This window comes from Peribacillus sp. FSL H8-0477, assembly GCF_038002765.1.
GTDB lineage: Bacteria > Bacillota > Bacilli > Bacillales > DSM-1321 > Peribacillus.
Map to the genome: position 1 here is coordinate 1,067,052 of NZ_JBBODE010000001.1, position 18,363 is coordinate 1,085,414.

General features: G+C 39.5%; 20 protein-coding genes. 3 read left to right on the forward strand and 17 right to left on the reverse strand.

The annotated features are described in order from the left end of the window. Positions 1 to 144: 144 nt before the first annotated feature. The 12 genes from MHI18_RS05505 to MHI18_RS05560 all read right to left on the reverse strand — a co-directional run bounded on the left by MHI18_RS05505 (position 145) and on the right by MHI18_RS05560 (position 8,486). The gene (locus MHI18_RS05505; protein WP_340846390.1) at positions 145 to 711 is read right to left on the reverse strand and encodes a SpoIIIAH-like family protein; all 567 of its coding nucleotides are present in this window, start codon (positions 709 to 711) and stop codon (positions 145 to 147) included. A 14-nt stretch (positions 712 to 725) separates the two neighbouring features. Next, positions 726 to 1,394, reverse strand: coding sequence for a stage III sporulation protein AG (gene spoIIIAG, locus MHI18_RS05510; protein WP_340846391.1), 669 nt, complete (start codon positions 1,392 to 1,394; stop codon positions 726 to 728). After that, positions 1,378 to 2,007, reverse strand: a complete 630-nt coding sequence (gene spoIIIAF, locus MHI18_RS05515) for a stage III sporulation protein AF (RefSeq protein ID WP_340846392.1) — start codon at positions 2,005 to 2,007, stop codon at positions 1,378 to 1,380. Before spoIIIAF ends, spoIIIAG begins: the two co-directional genes overlap by 17 nt. Positions 2,008 to 2,020: 13 nt before the next feature. Further along, entirely contained in the window at positions 2,021 to 3,208 is a 1,188-nt protein-coding gene (spoIIIAE, locus tag MHI18_RS05520) for a stage III sporulation protein AE (RefSeq protein ID WP_340846393.1), read from the reverse strand. Between the two features lie 22 nt (positions 3,209 to 3,230). Further along, on the reverse strand, positions 3,231 to 3,611 hold the full coding sequence (gene spoIIIAD, locus MHI18_RS05525; RefSeq protein WP_340847585.1) for a stage III sporulation protein AD: 381 nt from the start codon (positions 3,609 to 3,611) through the stop codon (positions 3,231 to 3,233). Between the two features lie 22 nt (positions 3,612 to 3,633). Continuing rightward, positions 3,634 to 3,837, reverse strand: coding sequence for a stage III sporulation protein AC (gene spoIIIAC / locus MHI18_RS05530; RefSeq protein ID WP_040375693.1), 204 nt, complete (start codon positions 3,835 to 3,837; stop codon positions 3,634 to 3,636). Positions 3,838 to 3,849: 12 nt separating this feature from the next. Then, the gene (gene spoIIIAB, locus MHI18_RS05535) at positions 3,850 to 4,365 is read right to left on the reverse strand and encodes a stage III sporulation protein SpoIIIAB (RefSeq protein WP_340846394.1); all 516 of its coding nucleotides are present in this window, start codon (positions 4,363 to 4,365) and stop codon (positions 3,850 to 3,852) included. After that, the gene (gene spoIIIAA, locus MHI18_RS05540; RefSeq protein WP_340846395.1) at positions 4,362 to 5,288 is read right to left on the reverse strand and encodes a stage III sporulation protein AA; all 927 of its coding nucleotides are present in this window, start codon (positions 5,286 to 5,288) and stop codon (positions 4,362 to 4,364) included. Before spoIIIAA ends, spoIIIAB begins: the two co-directional genes overlap by 4 nt. A gap of 501 nt (positions 5,289 to 5,789) precedes the next feature. Beyond that, positions 5,790 to 6,347: an elongation factor P gene (efp, locus tag MHI18_RS05545; protein ID WP_340846396.1), complete on the reverse strand. Its 558-nt coding sequence runs from the start codon at positions 6,345 to 6,347 to the stop codon at positions 5,790 to 5,792. A 19-nt stretch (positions 6,348 to 6,366) separates the two neighbouring features. After that, positions 6,367 to 7,428 carry a M24 family metallopeptidase gene (locus tag MHI18_RS05550; protein ID WP_340846398.1) on the reverse strand — a complete coding sequence of 354 codons (1,062 nt, stop codon included), beginning with the start codon at positions 7,426 to 7,428 and terminating at the stop codon, positions 6,367 to 6,369. Next, positions 7,425 to 7,877: a type II 3-dehydroquinate dehydratase gene (gene aroQ, locus MHI18_RS05555; protein WP_340846399.1), complete on the reverse strand. Its 453-nt coding sequence runs from the start codon at positions 7,875 to 7,877 to the stop codon at positions 7,425 to 7,427. Before aroQ ends, MHI18_RS05550 begins: the two co-directional genes overlap by 4 nt. A gap of 87 nt (positions 7,878 to 7,964) precedes the next feature. Beyond that, positions 7,965 to 8,486 (reverse strand): YqhR family membrane protein, encoded by a 522-nt coding sequence (locus MHI18_RS05560; protein ID WP_340846400.1) that lies wholly within the window; start codon positions 8,484 to 8,486, stop codon positions 7,965 to 7,967. Positions 8,487 to 8,657: 171 nt separating this feature from the next. Between MHI18_RS05560 and MHI18_RS05565 the strand changes: the two genes are divergently transcribed. Both MHI18_RS05565 and MHI18_RS05570 read left to right on the forward strand, forming a co-directional pair. Then, positions 8,658 to 9,602, forward strand: coding sequence for a DUF1385 domain-containing protein (locus MHI18_RS05565; protein ID WP_340846401.1), 945 nt, complete (start codon positions 8,658 to 8,660; stop codon positions 9,600 to 9,602). An 82-nt stretch (positions 9,603 to 9,684) separates the two neighbouring features. After that, entirely contained in the window at positions 9,685 to 10,068 is a 384-nt protein-coding gene (locus MHI18_RS05570) for an SA1362 family protein (RefSeq protein WP_340846402.1), read from the forward strand. 71 nt (positions 10,069 to 10,139) lie between these two features. Here the strand turns inward: MHI18_RS05570 and MHI18_RS05575 are convergent, their stop codons facing one another. The 5 genes from MHI18_RS05575 to MHI18_RS05595 all read right to left on the reverse strand — a co-directional run bounded on the left by MHI18_RS05575 (position 10,140) and on the right by MHI18_RS05595 (position 17,795). Beyond that, a complete protein-coding gene (locus MHI18_RS05575) occupies positions 10,140 to 11,021 on the reverse strand; it encodes a patatin-like phospholipase family protein (RefSeq protein WP_340846403.1) in 882 nt (293 codons plus the stop codon). 73 nt (positions 11,022 to 11,094) lie between these two features. Further along, the gene (splB, locus tag MHI18_RS05580; RefSeq protein ID WP_340846404.1) at positions 11,095 to 12,120 is read right to left on the reverse strand and encodes a spore photoproduct lyase; all 1,026 of its coding nucleotides are present in this window, start codon (positions 12,118 to 12,120) and stop codon (positions 11,095 to 11,097) included. Between the two features lie 704 nt (positions 12,121 to 12,824). Continuing rightward, positions 12,825 to 13,646 carry an alpha/beta hydrolase family protein gene (locus MHI18_RS05585; protein ID WP_340846405.1) on the reverse strand — a complete coding sequence of 274 codons (822 nt, stop codon included), beginning with the start codon at positions 13,644 to 13,646 and terminating at the stop codon, positions 12,825 to 12,827. Between the two features lie 259 nt (positions 13,647 to 13,905). Next, the gene (locus MHI18_RS05590) at positions 13,906 to 16,467 is read right to left on the reverse strand and encodes a vitamin B12-dependent ribonucleotide reductase (protein WP_340846406.1); all 2,562 of its coding nucleotides are present in this window, start codon (positions 16,465 to 16,467) and stop codon (positions 13,906 to 13,908) included. Positions 16,468 to 16,958: 491 nt separating this feature from the next. Then, positions 16,959 to 17,795, reverse strand: coding sequence for a lipoate--protein ligase family protein (locus MHI18_RS05595; RefSeq protein WP_340846407.1), 837 nt, complete (start codon positions 17,793 to 17,795; stop codon positions 16,959 to 16,961). Between the two features lie 185 nt (positions 17,796 to 17,980). Here MHI18_RS05595 and MHI18_RS05600 point away from each other — a divergent pair, with 185 nt between their 5' ends. Then, a complete protein-coding gene (locus MHI18_RS05600; RefSeq protein WP_340846408.1) occupies positions 17,981 to 18,361 on the forward strand; it encodes a rhodanese-like domain-containing protein in 381 nt (126 codons plus the stop codon). Positions 18,362 to 18,363: the final 2 nt, after the last annotated feature.

The window sequence follows — 18,363 nt, forward strand, 5'->3', positions numbered from 1 at the left end:
AAATTGAGAATCATTTGACAGCCATTTCTTTTACTCCTGCAACTCCTATGAAGGTTCGCAATATACATTAACCAGATAATCGTCTACTTAAAAGCAAAAAAAATAACCGCGAGGCCTAATATGCCATCTGCGGTTTTATATTATTTATTTTTTTGGTTGGTGTTCAACGACAACATTTTGTGCATTTTTCACTTCACTGTCTACTAGCTGCACAATTTCATTTGCCGCTTCTTTAGATAATTCATCAGCTTTTACTAATACATTTACATCACTGCCTTCAATCCGGACCAAAGCCGCCTCTAAATCCAATGAAGAGACAATCGTTGTCTCGAGGATTTCTTCTGAAATTCTAGCCTCACTGATTTGTTCAATTGCATCATAGGCTTTATTGATATCATCTGAAGACATATCGCCTTTACCCATTTCTGCATCATATTTTTCACTTTGCTTCGAACGTTCTTCATCAATGGCAATTCTCATCGCTGCAAATTCGTCATCACCAGAGGTAATCGTAACTTGTGCTTTTTCTTCTGATGATCCACTTTCTTTCGCTTTTTCAACCGCTTGTTCTTTTTCTTGTTCTTTTTCTTGTTCTTCAGTCACAGCCATATTTGTTCCTTGCTGCTCAGGCGATGTCAAATAATAAACGGACAATACGACCACTAGGCTTAACATGGTTAATAACCACACCGTTTGTTTTTTCAATAACATTGTAAAATTCCCCCTTATTTTTTGGGTAAAACAGAAACCCGATGGCTTGGTACATCCAAAGCACGTGTTACTGCTTCAATAATCCATTTTTTGATTTGAATGTTGTCAGCACCTTTTGCTACCACCAAAACACCACTCACCTGAGGCTTTCTCGTTTCAGATATTATCGGCTCTTCTTTATCGCTGTTCTTGATGATAACAAGCTGCTCATCCACGGAGGTATCTTCTACAGTGCGTTTACCACCTTCTTGATCCGTTTCATCTGTAACTTGTCTTTGCGTAGTTTTGTTTTTCTCATAAATATTTTTTTCTGATGCCTCGACATAGACAACAACCTTCACATCCTCGACTCCAGCAATCGATTCAAGCGCGTCCTTCATTTCATTTTGTAAATACACCTCATAATCTCGTGAATTTTTAAATTCTGTATTCGCCTTTTTGCCAAATACCTCCACATCTTCCTCCGTCTCATTCTGATTAAATACAGATGCAGCAGTATCATTCGTTGAGGGCGGCTGGTCGGTATTAATAACGTTGCCTGCAATCATAATTCCGGTTCCGAGGAGCAGGACAACCACTGCATACAGATACATTGGCGGTTTCTTTTCCTTGCCTTCCTCTTCTTTTAGCTTTAAAAGGCGGGTTATCCATGCGAATGGACCTTTATCATTTTTCAACAGCATCGCCCCCCTTTTTCCCGGCTATTTCAATTATTTCCTCATCAACCGACCATTGGTCTGCAAGAAATCCCTTTACTCTTTCAGCTTCAGAGGATTGATCAACTTGTCTTTTTGTATTAATCTCTACTTTCGCTACTGCTTCCACCACTTCATCCTTTTCTTTTGAATCAACAAGTACAAGCGTGATTTTTTGTAAATCGAGATCCTCTGGTGTCCTTGCCTGCCCCTTTTGCTCTCCTTTAATATCAATCTCTGCTATTTCCATTTGATACTTATCTATCAACTCCTCTTCGACACCTGTCTTCAATAGGACAGCCATTTTTTTTAAAATATATGCATCTTGCTCTACTTGTATTTCTTTTTTCTTTAATTCTGTTAAATTTTCGAGATTATTTCCTTCACCATTTTGAAAATCTTTCGTGACTACTGTCAGCAGCCCTTCAAAATCCTTGTTAAACAATTCAAGAATTGGAGACAGAATAACGGCAATTAACAGTAAACCAATTGTCATTTTGGCATATTTTTGCATAGCTGAGCTTGGAAGCAGCATATCAATGACCGTTGCTAGAAGGACAAAAAGAATGATATTCGTAACCCAGCCCGTTATAAATTCCAAAAAAGCTCTCCCCCTATCTGACCATTAAGGTGATATTACCAGCCGCAATAATGATCGTAATACTAAGGAAAAACATCATTGAGACAATAGCCAGCGCTGCAAAAATATAGATCATGCTCTTACTAATGATGTCGAGACATTTGATGACTGGGCCCCCTCCTAAGGGCTGTAATAGACTTGCTGACAATTTATAAATGAGAGAGAGGGTTAAAATCTTTAATGCAGGAAAAACAACGATTAACAGCAGAACTGCTACTCCCGCCATCCCCACCATATTTTTCAATAAGACCGAGGCACTAATGACCGTATCCGTAGCATCTGTAAACATTCTTCCGATAACGGGTATAAAGTTTCCCGTTACAAACTTAGCCGTTCTAATCGTAATGCCATCCGCTACCGCTGAGGTTGATCCTTGGACAGAAATCACGCCCAAAAAAATAGTCATGAACGCGCCAAGAAGGCCAATGGCCCAATTTCGAAGCATCTGGGCAAGCTGGGTTACTTTATACTGCTCAGTGAGTGTACTCACAATATTAAGGATGGCTGACAAAAAGAGCATCGGCAGGACTACGTATTGAATCAAAATCCCGCTCGTATTCATCAAAAAGATCAGTACTGGATGAAAAAAAGCCGCTGAGATAATCCCACCCGAAGAAGCAACGAGCGCTAACAGCAAAGGAATCATGGCCATCAAAAAGGCAATCATCTTATCAATGGTCTCCGTCGTATATTGAATGGCCACATGAAAGCTATTGAGAGCTAGAATGATTAACACCATATAAACAATAGAATACGCAACCTTACTGATTGAGCTTTGCTCAAAGGCATTTTGCAGTGATTGTAGAAACATACTGAATATCGTCAGCAAGATCAGCGACCCCAATAGCTTTCCGTTGACCAACAGTTCATGAAAAACAAATTTCCCTAACCCCTTAAACCATTCAGAAAAGGAAAACTCTTTATCACCCGTGACGAAATCCATGAAGCTTCCCTTCTGACTTTCTGGTAGAAAACCGCCGTATTCGGTGACAATATCGTCCCAGAACTTCGTAATATCTTCTATACCAATACGTTCTATTTGGGACTGAACCAGTTCATCCGTAAGTGTTTCTTCATCATTTTCAGCAGCTGTTGCAACGTCGGCTTGTACAATAAACAGGACAAGCACTACTAGGAATGCATAGAGGATCCATTGCTTCATTTTTTCACCCCATTAAACGCAATTAACTTGGTATCAATTGAATAATTGTTTCAATGATCACCGTCAAAATTGGAATTGCCATTGCGAGGATAAGGATTTTCCCGCTTAACTCAATTTTAGAGGCGAGTGATCCCTGACCTGCATCTTTTGTTATTTGTGAGGCGAATTCTGCAATGTAAGCAATACCGATAATTTTTAGAATCGTTTCCATGTACATCATATTGACATGCGCATTTACTGCCAGGCTTTCAAGCATTTTTATAATTTCATAGATTTTATCCGCTAAAAACAGAAAGATAGAACACCCAACAAAGACAATTAATAAAAAGGCGAAATTAGGTTTCTGTTCTTTTAGAATTAAGGCGAGAAAGGTAGCAATTAGGGCTACTCCGGCAATTTTAATTATTTCAATGGCCGATCCCTCCCTACTGAAATAGAAAGACTGATTTTATTTTTTGAAATAAATCTTCAATAATGGAGGCTACCATGAATAAAATATAGATAAAGCCAAAAAGTGTTACCCACTGGGCATACTCCTTTTTACCGACTTGATCTAGAATGGTGTGGATGAATGCCACCACAATCCCAACACCCGCTATCTTAAAGATGATATCAACATCAATCCCCATACTAATCTCCCCCTATAGCAGCAATAGAGTCAATAACAGACCAGATAAAAACCCTAAGCTCTTCATCATCTTTTCATACTTCAGCTGTCGGTCGATTGCTTCTGCTTCCTCCCGTTCAAGATGTGTTAAAGTAAGTAAAATCTGCTTTTGCTGATGGTGCCGATCATGGCGTCCCAGCGTTTCACCAAACTGTACAAGAATTTCGAATTCTCCCTGCTTAAGAGCCAGCAATCCCCATACTCGCTGTAAGCTTTCCTCCCATGCTTGTTTTACCGTGGTATTTCCTGAAGAAAGAAGGCCCGAAAAGGATTCAAAAAATAGGGATAGCGGCATTGGTACCAGCTTGGATAGCTTTCTCGCTGCATCTTGCAGAGGGGTTTGTCCGTACATAATTTCCGCTTCTAACGATTGTAGTGCCAGCTTGATTTGACGCAGCTGCTTGGGTCTCAGTGCAAGATGCTTCGCTGCCTCAAAACCTGCCCAGGTTGTCACGAGAATAATGATCGCTGCTCCAATCAATTTGATCACTTATTGCCCACCTCATCTTTATTTACTACTCGTCCCTGACCATCTATAATTCGATAGACCCGATTTGAGCCTTCCGCTCGGTTTAACTCGACGAATCGCTCAAAAATGTTCATATCGAGGATTTTCGCAATAAAGGGACGTTTCTTCACTTCTGCTAATGAATGTCCATGTGTAGTAATTAACATCGTAATTCCTGAATTGACTGCTTCCAACACAGCGTCTGCATCTTCATTCCGCCCAATTTCATCGGCAACTAGGACGTCCGGAGACATCGAACGGATTAACATCATCATTCCTTCAGCTTTTGGGCATCCATCAAGCACGTCAACCCGGGGACCAAACTCAAGCTGCGGAATACCATTCACACAACCAGCAATCTCAGAACGCTCGTCAACAATCCCTACCTTTTTCGGGGGTATGTTCATCGACTCACTTCCTGTTGAAATGATTCTAGCCATATCTCGAAGCAACGTTGTTTTCCCCGTCTGCGGCGCTCCAATAATCATCGTGTGAAGCCAGCCATTACTATACACACTTGGCATCAGCATTTCAGCGGCTCCAATTTTCTGCCGGGCAATCCGGATATTGAAAGAAGAAACGTCCCGTATTGCTTTTACACGACCATTTTCGAGAATTACTTTCCCTGCCAACCCAACACGATGTCCCCCGCTGATGGTTATATATCCTCGTCTCAATTCCTCTTCGACGGTATAGAGGGAAAAATGACTTAAGTGATTAAGAAGCTGTTGGGCATCCTCTGAATCTGCTGTATATGGTAAAAATGCAGGTTCTCCTGCAACCATGATTTCCAGTGGTCGTCCTACTCGAACGCGCAGCTCCTCAATTTGGGCAGTTAAGGCTTCGGGAATTCTGCGAAACTGCTCCTGAAGTTTTTTTGGCAAAAAGGATATGACCGTCTCCATTCCACGAACCCTCCTATTTGCTGTGATTCATTAGTTAAAATGTATGCCTCCTATACTACTTTATGACAAGCTTTCGGCACTTGCGGGTAAATAACCGTGATAAATTTACGAGAAACTAAAGCAAAACGACACAAAAAACCGGACCCCCTTAAAGGAGTTCGGTCAGTTTGTAGAGAAAAGACTGTTCGAAATGGTTCATCCCGTTCTCTAATTAGTACTGTTATTAGTTTCAATACTTCGTGTTTTAATTTTGGCTTCTGTTTAAAATCAAATTAAATTTTGAAAGTCCGTGGATTGCAGTGGAAGGCGTGAAGACTCCTGCGGGAATAGCGGGACAGGTGAGACCCCGCAGGAGCGTATGCATTGATGCGGCTTACCGCCCGCCCCTTGGATAAGCGAAGCGCCTGGAACGGAAATCAACAACCCAATACTAAAAACAAAAAAAGACTGTAGACAAGCTGGATTTCCATCCAAATTTGTCTACAGTCAAAAATCACAATATTATGCGCGTGAAACGTAAGATGCTTCACTCGTATTGATAATTAATTTGTCACCTTCGTTAATGAAGAATGGAACTTGAACAGAAAGACCTGTTTCAAGCGTTGCAGATTTTGTACCGCCTGAAGACGTATCACCCTTAATACCTGGTTCAGTTTCAGTCACTTCAAGAACAACCGTATTTGGAAGAGCAACCCCTAATGTTTCACTTTGGAATGACATCACGTGAACTTCCATGTTTTCTTTTAGGAATCTTAGTTCGTTCTTAATTGAATCTCCTGGAAGTTCAATTTGGTCATATGTTTCGTTATCCATGAACACATGATTATCGCCGCTTGCATATAAATATTGCATTTTACGGTTTTCGATATGTGCTTTAGCTACTTTTTCACCGGCACGGAACGTTTTTTCCTGAATAGAACCAGTACGGATATTACGAAGTTTAGAACGCACAAATGCTGCACCTTTACCAGGTTTAACATGTTGGAATTCAATAACTTGCCAAATAGCGTTATCTACTTCGATTGTTACGTTGGTTTTAAAATCATTTACAGAAATCATTTAATTTCCTCCTACATCTTTACAAAATAAGTAGTTTCTTTGGTGAATGTGTTAATGCTTCGTTGCCTTCTTTAGTGATAAGTGTATCATCTTCGATGCGTACACCGCCAATTTCGGGCAGATAAATACCTGGTTCAACCGTTACTGCCATACCTGGCATTAGGATGACATCTGATTTAGCAGATAGTCCAGGCTCTTCATGGACTTCAAGTCCAATTCCATGACCAGTTGAATGACCGAAATAAGGACCGTATCCGTGACCCTCGATAATATCCCTCGTTAGAGCGTCCGCTTCTTTACCAGTCATACCAGGCTTAATGCCAGACATTCCGGCTAATTGGGCTTCTAGAACAATTTGATAGATCTTTTTCAATTCATCTGATGGCTGGCCCACTGCAAGCGTTCTGGTTATATCAGATACATACCCATTATAGTAGGCACCATAATCCAGGGTTACAAAGTCACCACTTTCAATGACTTTACTTGTCGCAACACCATGTGGAAGAGCAGAACGTTTCCCAGAAGCGACGATGGTATCGAATGAAGAGGAAGTCGCTCCTTGTCTTCTCATAAAGAATTCAAGCTCATTTGAAATTTCAAGCTCGGTTAAACCCGGGCGAATGAAGGTAACAATATGCGCAAATGCTGCATCTGCAATCTCGGCAGCGTCCTTTAATATCTTAATCTCTGCAGGAGTCTTTATCAAGCGTAATTTCTCGGTCAGACCTGATACTGGAGTCAATTCACCTAAGAATACGCTTTCCAACGCTTTATAATATGAATAAGTTACCTGATCCTGCTCAAAGCCAAGCTTTTTAATCCCCATTGCCTTGGCTTGTTCGGCAACAGCAGCCACCACGCTGCCCTTATGCTTAATAATCTCATATCCAACCGCTTGCTTGGCGGCCTGCTCCATATAACGGAAATCTGTAATAAATTTTGCTTCTGATTGAGAAATTAAGACAACGCCTGAACTTCCTGTGAAATTTGACATGTAGCGAATATTATATGTATTTGTTAGTAAACATCCATCTAATCCGGCTTTTTCCATTGCAGCTCGGAACTGCTCTAATTTTATCATGACTCTGATCTCCCCTTTACAATGTTCACTAATGCCTCTAAAGCAAGGCCGTATCCTTCAATCCCCAGCCCAACAATTTGACCGGCACATACAGGTGCAATTACCGATACATGACGAAAACTTTCTCGAGCATGAATGTTAGAAATATGAACCTCTATAACTGGAAGCTCAATCCCAGCAACAGCATCTCTAATGGCGTAACTATAATGTGTGAAGGCTCCAGGATTGATAATTACCCCTTCCACGCCCTCATCTTCTGCCCAGTGCAGCTTATCAATGATTGCCCCTTCATGATTGGATTGGAAACAGATTAATTCAGTCTGAAGATTCTGGGCTTTTTCTATCAAGCTTAGTTCCAGTTCTGGGAGTGTTGTCCTGCCATAATGGACAGGCTCCCTTTTCCCCAAACGGTTTAAATTCGGTCCGTTTATCAATAATAGCTTGCTCATATGACTCACCTGCTCACCTAAAAAATAGAATGTTCAACAAGAACATTCTATCATATATCAAAATTTTCATACTATATTTTTTATTCTTTAAAAGCGGGCATTTGTTTGTGCTTGCTGTCTCTTTTTATGGAGTTGTAATTCTTGATATTCGTAGGACACAGAAGTACCTACAAATACGCCATATAAGAGAAATAGACAAAAGCTTGAAAAACCAGTATTGAAATTCATTTGGGCAAACGAGGGCAAATCAGAAAACATAGGTGATATCAGTCCAAAAAGCAGCAGCCATAAAAGGATCCCGAAAATAATGCCGCCAAAAATACTTTTTATTTTTCTCATTACACCATAATAAAGCAAGGCAAACAGAACAGATAAGCAACAGTAAATAATAAGTGAAATGAACATACCCAGCACTTTATTAATCCACTTGCCGTCGAACCAAGACGTTAAAATAAAACGAGGACTAACATCCATAAAATTCAAAAATGTAAAGCCAAAACCAACGAGACACCACAGCAACCCTCCAAATAAACCAATAACCACAACATACTTAATAATAGGTGGGTTCTGTTGACTAGAATGGATACCTTGTTCATTTTTTGTTGACATTTATTTCACCTCCCTTTTTATCATGCCCTTACTTAAATTGGAATATTATTTAAGTAATCAATAGATTTGCTAGAGGTTTTCAGTAATTTTTTGTATGATAGGTATATACACTTAAGGCGCAGAAGCAAACAACAATCCCTGAGTGAAAATCTAGTATAAGTTGGTGTAGAAATGTCCGATACCCAAAAGCCGGTGTACGGAGGGCAAGCAGTTGTCGAAGGCGTCATGTTTGGCGGTAAGTATCACACAGTTACTGCAGTACGCCGCAAGGATCAAACAATCGACTATTTCCGACTGCCTCGCGAGCAAAAACCGTTCATGAAAAAACTAAAGAAAATTCCATTTATTCGTGGAATTGTAGCCCTTTTGACCTCAAGCGGGACCGGATCAAAACATTTAAATTTCTCTGCGGAGCAATTTGAAGAAAATGAAGAAAATGGAGAGAAAAAGGAAGAGAAACAACCATCGAAGATTGGTATGTGGCTGGGTGTCGCGGTCATTGGTGTACTTTCCTTCCTTTTCGGGAAAACCCTCTTCACCTTGATTCCTCTCTTTCTAGCTGAGCTGACACGTCCAATCTTTAAAAGCGATCTATCTCAAATTCTTATTGAAGGATTATTTAAATTAGTTCTACTGCTTTGCTATATTTACTTTGTCTCACTCACACCCATGATAAAACGAGTATTCCAATATCATGGTGCAGAGCATAAAGTAATTAACTGCTTTGAAAGCGGCAAACCGCTTACGGTAGAGAATGTTCAATCTTCATCAAGACTTCATTACCGCTGCGGAAGCAGTTTTATTCTTTTCACTGTGTTTGTCGGTGTTTTTGTGTATATGCTTGTACCGACCGAGCCCTTATGGTCACGTGTTGTCAACCGAATGATGCTTATACCCGTTGTTCTCGGCATCGCTTTTGAAGTGCTTCAAGTCACGAATCTGGTCAGAAATATTCCTGTTCTTCGTTTATTAGGATACCCTGGTCTGTGGCTGCAGCTCTTAACAACAAAAGAACCTGCAGATGATCAAGTGGAGGTTGCACTTGCTTCCTTTAACGAACTGCTTAGAATGGAAAAAGAAACGGAAGAAGGTTTAACAACAGCGGAGATTGTGTAGGTGTATGGTAAGAAGTTTATTTTTTGGTTATTGTTTAAAATGACGTAAAACTGTATAAAATGCTCTTAAGGAGGTGTCTTTGTTGAATCGTTCAATTTCATCATATATTGTCTATGGAATAGTAATTCTTGGACTGATTGGCTTAGTCAGCCGTATTCTTTATAGCCCGGGGCAGTTATTCAAACAGGTTTTAATCATGGCGATTACAGCAGGAATTGTTTACGTAATTTATAAGCGGTTAACAAAGGGTAAGCCTGAAAAAAAAGAGCAGCGTGCATTTTTAAAAGCAGCCAAAAGATCTAAAAAACGGCTAAAACAAAGATCAGGCAGTAACAGCCGCGATAATATAGCTAGTTTTTCTGTTGCTAAATCAAAGAAAACAATCAAGCCACGAAAAAAATCTGACATTCATCTAACGGTTATTGAGGGAAAAAAAAATAAAAAGAAAAATCGGGCTCTTTTCTAAAGGGCAGCAGGCTGACAAGATACCTTGTCAGCCCCTTTTTTATTTATCCTGTTAGAACCCTCCGAAGAAGCTTAATATGTCCAAGTTTTTAGGAATGTGTAAGCAAATTCCCTTCCACGTTCAATGAGCTCTTCTTTTCGCTGTTCTGTCAGCATAAAGTCTGTACCTGAAACATCTTTCATTGGGATAAACATAATATTTTTAGCAAGTTTTTTTGAGATATGCCGGGAATCATGGGCATCCTTCATGGTTTTAAAAAGGGCACCAAACATCTCAATGGCATTATCAATCTTTCCCACCTGATCCAAGTCTGCATCACTGGTGAATTTCAACCCGATAACTGGCCGAACTTTTCTAATATGTTCGGATTCAAACAACCACATGGGAAAATTACTAAGGACACCTCCATCTACAAAGAGGGTATCTACTTTGTTGATTTTCAATTTTACTGGTTCAAAAAAATAAGGGATACTACAGCTCATTCGTACAGCTTTTGCAATAGAAAATGAATGAGGATTAATACCATATTTAGGTAAATCATCAGGCAGAACAACCAGCCTGCCGTTCGTAATATCAGATGTGATAATTCTAAGCGATTGCGGCGGGATATCCCCAAAAGTAACCAATCCTTTTTTAGAAAGAATTTCCGCAATCCAATGTTCGAGCGCTTCTCCCTTATATAAGCCAAGCTTCCAGTACAATAATAGCCATTCAGCAAAAGGGATCTTAAGAAAATTTCGTTTATCAAGTAAATGACTCATATTAACGGTTGAAAGCAGTCTTTGGATATCCTTCCCAGAGTAACCTGCAGCAATTAAAGCGGCTACAATGGATCCTGCACTCGTTCCTGCGGTCTGATTAATAACAAAACCCCTGTCCTCTAATACCTGAAGAGCTCCCACCATAGCAAAGCCCTTTATGCCTCCTCCTGAAAACACTCCATCAATAATCATTCCTTGCCCTCCCCATTTCGGGTCCTATTACAATTTAATCAAGGGAAAGGATGATTATGACTTTAAAAATTTATTACGTAAAATACTGAACCACTGAATCTGGGAAAAACTCTTTCACATACCCTCTTATAACGGTCTCTAACTCCGCTGCTTCTTCCGTTTTATAGACATACTTCCCGATTCCGTACCGACCCCATTTATATTTCCGTTTTGATTCATCCAGTTGAAGTTTTGATTTTGGATAATTTTTTTCTATGACCTTTTTGGCCGGCCCTGTGAACCGATGCTGAATTAACTCAAAGGTTAATCCTGGTGTCTCTACCCCTTCTAATGCAGCTGAAAGTCGTTCAAAGAGCTCTCTGTAACCCCCCTGCCAATCATCGTGTCTGTAAATGGGTGCTACGATAAAACCAAGCGGATAACCTGCCTTTGCTACTTTACGGGCAGCTTCCATTCTTTCTTCAAAGCTGGATGTTCCCGGTTCAAAATTTTTAATGACGTATCGAGAATTAATACTAAAGCGAAAACGTGTCTTCCCATTATGCTTCGCATCAAGTAAATGATCGACATGATGGAATTTGGTCACGAAACGCAGCTGGCCATATTCAGTTTGACCGATAAACTCAATCGTTTTTTTGAGTGAATGTGTTAAATGGTCAATTCCTACAATATCTGATGTACAAGCGGCCTCAAATCGGGTAATTTCCGGCGCCCGCTCATCCATATAACCTTGAGCCGCTGCAAAGATTTCATCTAAGTTGACGTATGTCCGGATATACGGCTTCGAACCAAGCGTCGTTTGCAAATAACAGTAATGACAATGTCCCATACAACCTGTCGCTAACGGGATAGCATATTCTGCAGAGGGCTTTGATGTATCAAATTTCAAGGTTTTTCTTATTCCAACGACAAGTGTTGATTTAGCAACTCGGTACTTTTGAAAATCATTGTCACCTGGAAGGTCTCGAATCTGATTATGTGAGGTCGTCTGCCTGATTTCTGTTCCTAACTGTTCAAACTTTTCCTTTAATTCACGACCAAGCGGATACTCAAGAGCACGGGGCTCAATGTAAACTAATTGCGGGCTAAATGGTTTCATGACATTTCTCCAATCCATTCAAATGATAAATATCTAACTACATAGAAATAGTTTTTTCATTTTTTTTATTGTTATGTATCATCCAACTGTTTCTTATCATGTCCTGAACACTCACATATATCGAGAAAGAGCTAAAACAAAAAAAATCCGCCGGAGTTTCCGGAGGATTCAGACTGTAGACAAACTCAGGTCAGATTTAAAATCGAGATGTTGATTTCCATTCCAGGCGTTTCGCTTTCCGCGGGCGGGCGGTGAGCCGCATCAATGCTCACGCTCCTGCGGGGTCTCACCTGTCCCGCTGTTCCCGCAGGAGTCTTCACGCCTTTCACTTCAATCAACCGTCTTTCTAAAGTTAATCTAGATAAAACCTTGCGATTGAAAGGGTTATCCTAGAACAAATTCAGCAGGACATAAGTGATTTAAAAAACGGATACTATGTCAATAAAGAACTATAAAATAACAGTAAGCCTATTAAAAGCCATGTTCTGCCTCGATAAGCAGGAAAACATCCATGAAATATGTACAAAATACCAAAAGAGGTTCGGAATGAAACCATTCCGAACCCCTTTTGTTACAAACTGAATTCTCCGGAGTTTCCGGAGGGTTTTTCTGTTGGTTCAGAAACACTACTAACCATTATAAATTGCTTTCTTCTTATGCCACTAGAGCTCGTTAGTACACTATAGTTTTTCAAAAAAAGTATCCTAATAGTGACTACCTAGATGCTTTACAAACCAATTGCAAGCTTCAAGCTTCATATAATAATTAAATTGGTGATCGACAAAAGGCATGCTTAGTCGAAGATTTTCTGGCTGTTCAGCGTACAACGGTAACAACTTTTCATAGAGTTTTAATGAATAAGTAAATAGTGAATCTGTATCTTGATCACCATTGATCATTAGTAATGGTTTTGGTGAAAAATTACTCAACTTTTCAAATGGATCTATCATTTCAATGTAATCTGTTCTTTTTGCTATTTCTTTTTCTGCAAGCTGAATCGGTTCTTTCCATTGTTCATAAGTACTAGTTGAAAGGATACTATCTTTCCATGCTTTTGTAAAAGATGGCTTTCCAGCTATTGGAACCGCAACTTTAATATCAGGATTATTTGCTGCGATATAAAATGTTGAATACCCTCCCATAGAAAAACCTGATATTCCTATTTTATTCTTATCAATCTCATCTCTACTTTTAAAATATTCAATGAGATTTTGTATATCGAATGCAGACTGTTCAATTACTTCATGCATATGAACATAAGAATCAAGTCCAGTATCTGGTGGAAATACGTTAGAAAATTTGTTGGTCTCGGTGTTCACTTTCCTCATACCATGGTCTTTGCAGTCGATACTAACATAATAAAACCCTTTTTTTGCAAGCATATAACCAAAATCTAATGCTTGCTCACAATCTTCTCCATATCCATGAAGAAAAAAGATTAATGGGCATTTTTTTAATTCACTTTGATAAATACTCAAAATCGGTATGTTATCCACTATGCAATTTTCTATTATTATTTTTGGCATTAGTGATACCTTTCTTATTAATAATTCTATTTACCTCTAAAATAAATATTGTCCCTTTGAACTTACTCCTTTCTTGCTTAGCAACATGTTCCTTCTTCAAGTAAACTACTTCGGTAGTTTACGTACTTTTCTTCACAGTTATATAGTGATATTAGCATAATTATCCAACAAAAAAACACCTCACCTCTAAAAAATCTATAGAGGTGAGATGTTTTAATCAAACTTTTTTAAAGAACTACATTTGCTGTGTACTCTTATTTTACAAGCCGCATTTAAGCTGTGCGCCGCAATTAGTACATGTATTACAGCCGCCCATTTCTTTAATCTCGCCTTTGCGGCAGACTGGGCAGGTATTGCCGACTTCAGAACCAATTGTCACATTAGTAGAACGTAATTCATTAATCGTATCGACAAGGACAACTTTTTTCTTTTCTTCAACTACAGACTCTTCCTTTGTATCAGAGAAAACATTTTCTTCTGCTTTTAACGTCAGCACCTGACTGTCACGGCTACCATCTACATAGACAGTACCGCCTTTCGCTCCGCCTTTGTATAGACGCTGGTATACCTGTTCAACTTGTTCTACGGTATAGCCCTTTGGCGCATTAACCGTTTTACTAATAGAACTGTCAATCCAGCGTTGAATGATACATTGAACATCAGCATGTGCTTCTGGTGATAATTCCATTGAAGATACGAACCATTCAGGAAGCTTATTAGGATCTGTTTCTGGATGTTGATCCAAGTATTCTTGAACAATATCTGCTTTTACTTCAATGAATTTTCCTAAGCGGCCGCTGCGGAAATACGTAAAGGAGAAGTATGGCTCAAGACCTGTTGAAACACCAACCATTGTTCCGGTACTGCCTGTAGGGGCAACCGTTAATAAATGGGAATTCCGAATTCCATGTTCAAGAATGCTGTCACGGATATCTTCAGGCATTTTTTTCATAAAGCCTGTATTGATAAACCGATTACGCAGCTCTGCTTCTTCTGTATCACTTTCACTTGTTAAGAATGGGAAACTACCCTTTTCTTCTGCAAGCTTAACAGATGTGCGGTACGCTGTTTCAGCGATCGTTTCAAACACTTTATCTACCAGCATATTGCCTGCTTCAGAACCATATTCCGTTTCACAATAAATAAGCAGATCATGAAGACCCATTACACCTAGTCCAACACGTCGTTCTCCTAATGCTTGGTGTTTGTTTTCTGCTAAGAAGTAAGGCGTGGCATCGATGACATTATCCTGCATCCTGACTCCAACCTCAACCGTTTGTTTCAATTTCTCAAAGTTCACGGTTTTACTCTCTTTGTCAGCCATTTCTGCAAGATTGACCGCAGCAAGATTACACACTGAATAAGGTGCTAGAGGCTGTTCTCCACAAGGGTTTGTTGCCACTACTTGCTGACCGTATGCTTTCGCATTCGTCATGTCATTCGCATTATCAATAAAGAAAATACCAGGCTCTGCTGAATAGGTCGCACAAATATTAATTAAGTTCCAAAGTTCTTTAGCTTTGATGGTACGATATACACGGACTTTATGGCCGAGTTTTTCCCACTCACGAACATCGCCGATTTTATGCCATTCTTCATTATAAATCTTCATTTCCTCAGCATCGTAAGATTCTACATCTGGGAATCGCAGATCATACGTCCCGTCATTTTCGACAGCTTCCATGAATTCCTTGGTCAGACAGATTGAAATATTAGCCCCTGTTAGGAAATCCGGATTATGAACTGTATAAGTACCGCCAGTTTCTAAACGTTCCTCGGCATCATGAATGATTTTTTCATTAAATCCACCCAACCCTGGAATTTGTTTATAGTTTAAAATCCCTTGATACATGGCCTCTTCTTGTTCAGTCAGCGGCGTAAATTTCAATTTATCGCTCGCATGTTTTTTAATCTTTGGATCTTTTGTATTCGCCATTAAGAAACGGAGAATTCGTGGATTTTGCATTTTAGAGATGATGAACTCAGCAATATCAGGATGCCAATCCGTCAGCATAATCATTTGTGCTCCACGACGGCTTCCGCCTTGTTCCACTAGATGTGTCAGCTTAGCAATATCATCGAGCCATGAAACCGACCCGGAAGATTTACCATTAACACCTTTAGCAAGCGTATTCCTTGGGCGGAGCGTTGACCCGTTTGTGCCGACACCGCCTCCACGGCTCATAATTTCCATGACTTGTTTACGGTGTTCAGAGATTCCTTCTCTTGAATCAGCTACGAAAGGCATAACATAACAATTAAAATACGTAACATCCGTTTCTGCACCAGCTCCATACAGGACCCTTCCAGCAGGAACAAAGTTCAAGTCAGCAAGTTCATTATAGAACTTTTCAAACCATTCTTGACGTTTTGCTTCTGTCGTTTCAACAGAGGCTAGTCCTGTTGCATTTCTTTTGGCTATTTGTTCATAGTAAATTTCAAGCGGCTTTTCAATAACATCAAGTGGGCGGTTAACGATTCCTGTTTCTAACTCTTCTTGGGTATCTAGTGCACCGAGGAATTCTTTTTCCACTAATACCTGTGCGCGTTTGCTTTCCCAATCAATATTTACAATGTATCCAAGTCCTCTTGCTGGGAATTTCGGATCTTCCTTAATGGTTAAAACGACAAAATCACCAATAGAGAGTGTAATTTTTTCTGTATCTTTAAACGAGTAACGGTCAATCATTACTAGTCTTGAAACACCTTTATGAGTCATATTCATTTCTGGGGTAATTGGATGGACCTGAGGAAATAGTGAAATATCCTTATTTAAACTTTCTACATTCAGGCTTATTTCTTTTTGTACAACAACGGACATGTTTCCCTCTCCTTTTATCAAAATATCGACTTTTATCTACTTTCTAATGCTCGATATCTATACGTAAGTTCATTAGTTGGTTCTCGTTTAGTAAAGTACCCTCAATTTATCATACAAAACTCTTTTAATCAATATATAGTATAGAAAATATTTACACAACCACTACATCTTGTGTAGACTTCGGACATAGATTTTTTTTGTCAAACAACAAACTACTTAAATTAAGTAGAAAAAGCGAGAATATTATCGAATTTCATTTGTTTTTTGGCGAATTTCAATCATTTTAAGGCTTGCATTATTTCAGAGTCAGGCCAATCCTTTCATACCAAAGGAAAGACTCATAATGAAAAAAAGTGCAAAAAAAAATATATGTCTATTAAACTACTTGCTTTTCTGTTTTTCTCCTGTTAAAGACAAGCAGTAGTCAACAGAAAAAAAAGCGACGGAAGTCTTATACTGAACTGTTGTCCAGATTTAGCCAACCGTCTGCTTTATCTCATGAAATTCCAATCATCTGATTCATATTTTTCTTTTGCCAGTCTTTTCACTTCTTGATCCTGCTCCGCGGTAAGCTGATAGGACACAAGATTCACGCCCAAACCTTCAGCAAATCCCGCTTTAAAGGCTGCCTTTGCTTCGATAAGAGATATTGTTCTATCGGCAATATCATTCATTGCGACCGCTTTATCGTTAAACTTCTTCATCATTCGCGCTTTATCTTGCTCGTTTGTGAAATTAAATAAACTAAAAAGCTTTTCTTCCTCCAGCTCCAGTAAAATCGAGCCATGTTGGAGAATGACGCCTTTTTGTCTCGTTTGAGCACTTCCAGCTACCTTTCGCCCTTCAACGACAAGCTCATACCAGCTTGAAGCATCAAAACAGACTGCCGATTGCGGAGCCTTTAAGGCCTGTACTTCTACCTCGGTCTGAGGGACTGCAAAATAGGCTTCCATCCCTAGATTTTGAAATCCTTTTAAAATTCCTTCAGAAATAACCCGGTAAGCTTCTGTAACATTCTTAGGCATATCGGGATATTCTTCTGTCACGATGACACTATACGTTAACTCATGTTCATGTAAAACCGATCTGCCGCCTGTCGGTCTTCTCACAAAGCCAAGACCGCGCTCGCTTACTTCTTTTAAATTTATTTCTTTCTCAGCACGCTGAAAATACCCAATAGACAAAGTCGCCGGTTCCCAAGTATAAAACCGAATAATCGGAGGGATACTGCCCTCACTATGCCAATTAAGAAGGGCTTCATCAAGTGCCATATTGTAGCTTGGAGAACAAGCTCCCGAATCAATAAATGCCCAAGTATTGTTTTTCATAAAAAACCCACTTTACCAAGGATTTAATCTTCAGTAGTTTAACAAATATTGCTGAATAAAAAAAGGAAACCGATTCGGAACAAATAAGAAGGAGCCAAGCTGATAAATTCTTTTTGATTATCTCCTTGGACAATTATATAATATAGGATGAACAATTGTTTCATCATGAAAGGGGTTTATTATCTGTGAGTTGGTATGTAATTATTATTATTCTTATTGCCATTATTGGGTATTCCGTATTCAATTTTGTCAGTCAAAAGCGTCAAGTCAAAACCCTTACCCAAGAAGAGTTTGTTGAAGGGTACCGTAAAGCGCAGCTTATCGATGTACGGGAAGGCAATGAGTTTGAAGCAGGTCATATCCTTGGAGCAAGAAATATTCCATTGACTCAGCTAAAAACCCGCCAGCAGGAACTGCGTAAAGACAAACCCGTTTACTTATATTGCCAAAGTGGTATGCGCAGCGGTCGAGCCGCTCAAATGCTGCACCGTCAAGGGTACCGTGAATTGTATCAGCTTAAAGGCGGCTTTAAGCAATGGACAGGCAAAATGAAATCCGGCAAATAAGA

Excerpts from the sequence above, each read along its gene's own strand:
- spoIIIAC (WP_040375693.1), bottom strand. The coding sequence starts at position 3,837 with ATGGGGATTGATGTTGATATCATCTTTAAGATAGCGGGTGTTGGGATT.
- spoIIIAG (WP_340846391.1), bottom strand. The coding sequence starts at position 1,394 with ATGCTGTTGAAAAATGATAAAGGTCCATTCGCATGGATAACCCGCCTT.
- spoIIIAA (WP_340846395.1), bottom strand. The coding sequence starts at position 5,288 with ATGGAGACGGTCATATCCTTTTTGCCAAAAAAACTTCAGGAGCAGTTT.
- MHI18_RS05565 (WP_340846401.1), top strand. The coding sequence starts at position 8,658 with ATGTCCGATACCCAAAAGCCGGTGTACGGAGGGCAAGCAGTTGTCGAA.
- MHI18_RS05550 (WP_340846398.1), bottom strand. The coding sequence starts at position 7,428 with ATGATAAAATTAGAGCAGTTCCGAGCTGCAATGGAAAAAGCCGGATTA.
- MHI18_RS05560 (WP_340846400.1), bottom strand. The coding sequence starts at position 8,486 with ATGTCAACAAAAAATGAACAAGGTATCCATTCTAGTCAACAGAACCCA.
- MHI18_RS05595 (WP_340846407.1), bottom strand. The coding sequence starts at position 17,795 with ATGAAAAACAATACTTGGGCATTTATTGATTCGGGAGCTTGTTCTCCA.
- MHI18_RS05585 (WP_340846405.1), bottom strand. The coding sequence starts at position 13,646 with ATGCCAAAAATAATAATAGAAAATTGCATAGTGGATAACATACCGATT.
- aroQ (WP_340846399.1), bottom strand. The coding sequence starts at position 7,877 with ATGAGCAAGCTATTATTGATAAACGGACCGAATTTAAACCGTTTGGGG.
- splB (WP_340846404.1), bottom strand. The coding sequence starts at position 12,120 with ATGAAACCATTTAGCCCGCAATTAGTTTACATTGAGCCCCGTGCTCTT.
- MHI18_RS05575 (WP_340846403.1), bottom strand. The coding sequence starts at position 11,021 with ATGATTATTGATGGAGTGTTTTCAGGAGGAGGCATAAAGGGCTTTGCT.
- MHI18_RS05505 (WP_340846390.1), bottom strand. The coding sequence starts at position 711 with ATGTTATTGAAAAAACAAACGGTGTGGTTATTAACCATGTTAAGCCTA.
- efp (WP_340846396.1), bottom strand. The coding sequence starts at position 6,347 with ATGATTTCTGTAAATGATTTTAAAACCAACGTAACAATCGAAGTAGAT.
- spoIIIAE (WP_340846393.1), bottom strand. The coding sequence starts at position 3,208 with ATGAAGCAATGGATCCTCTATGCATTCCTAGTAGTGCTTGTCCTGTTT.
- MHI18_RS05590 (WP_340846406.1), bottom strand. The coding sequence starts at position 16,467 with ATGTCCGTTGTTGTACAAAAAGAAATAAGCCTGAATGTAGAAAGTTTA.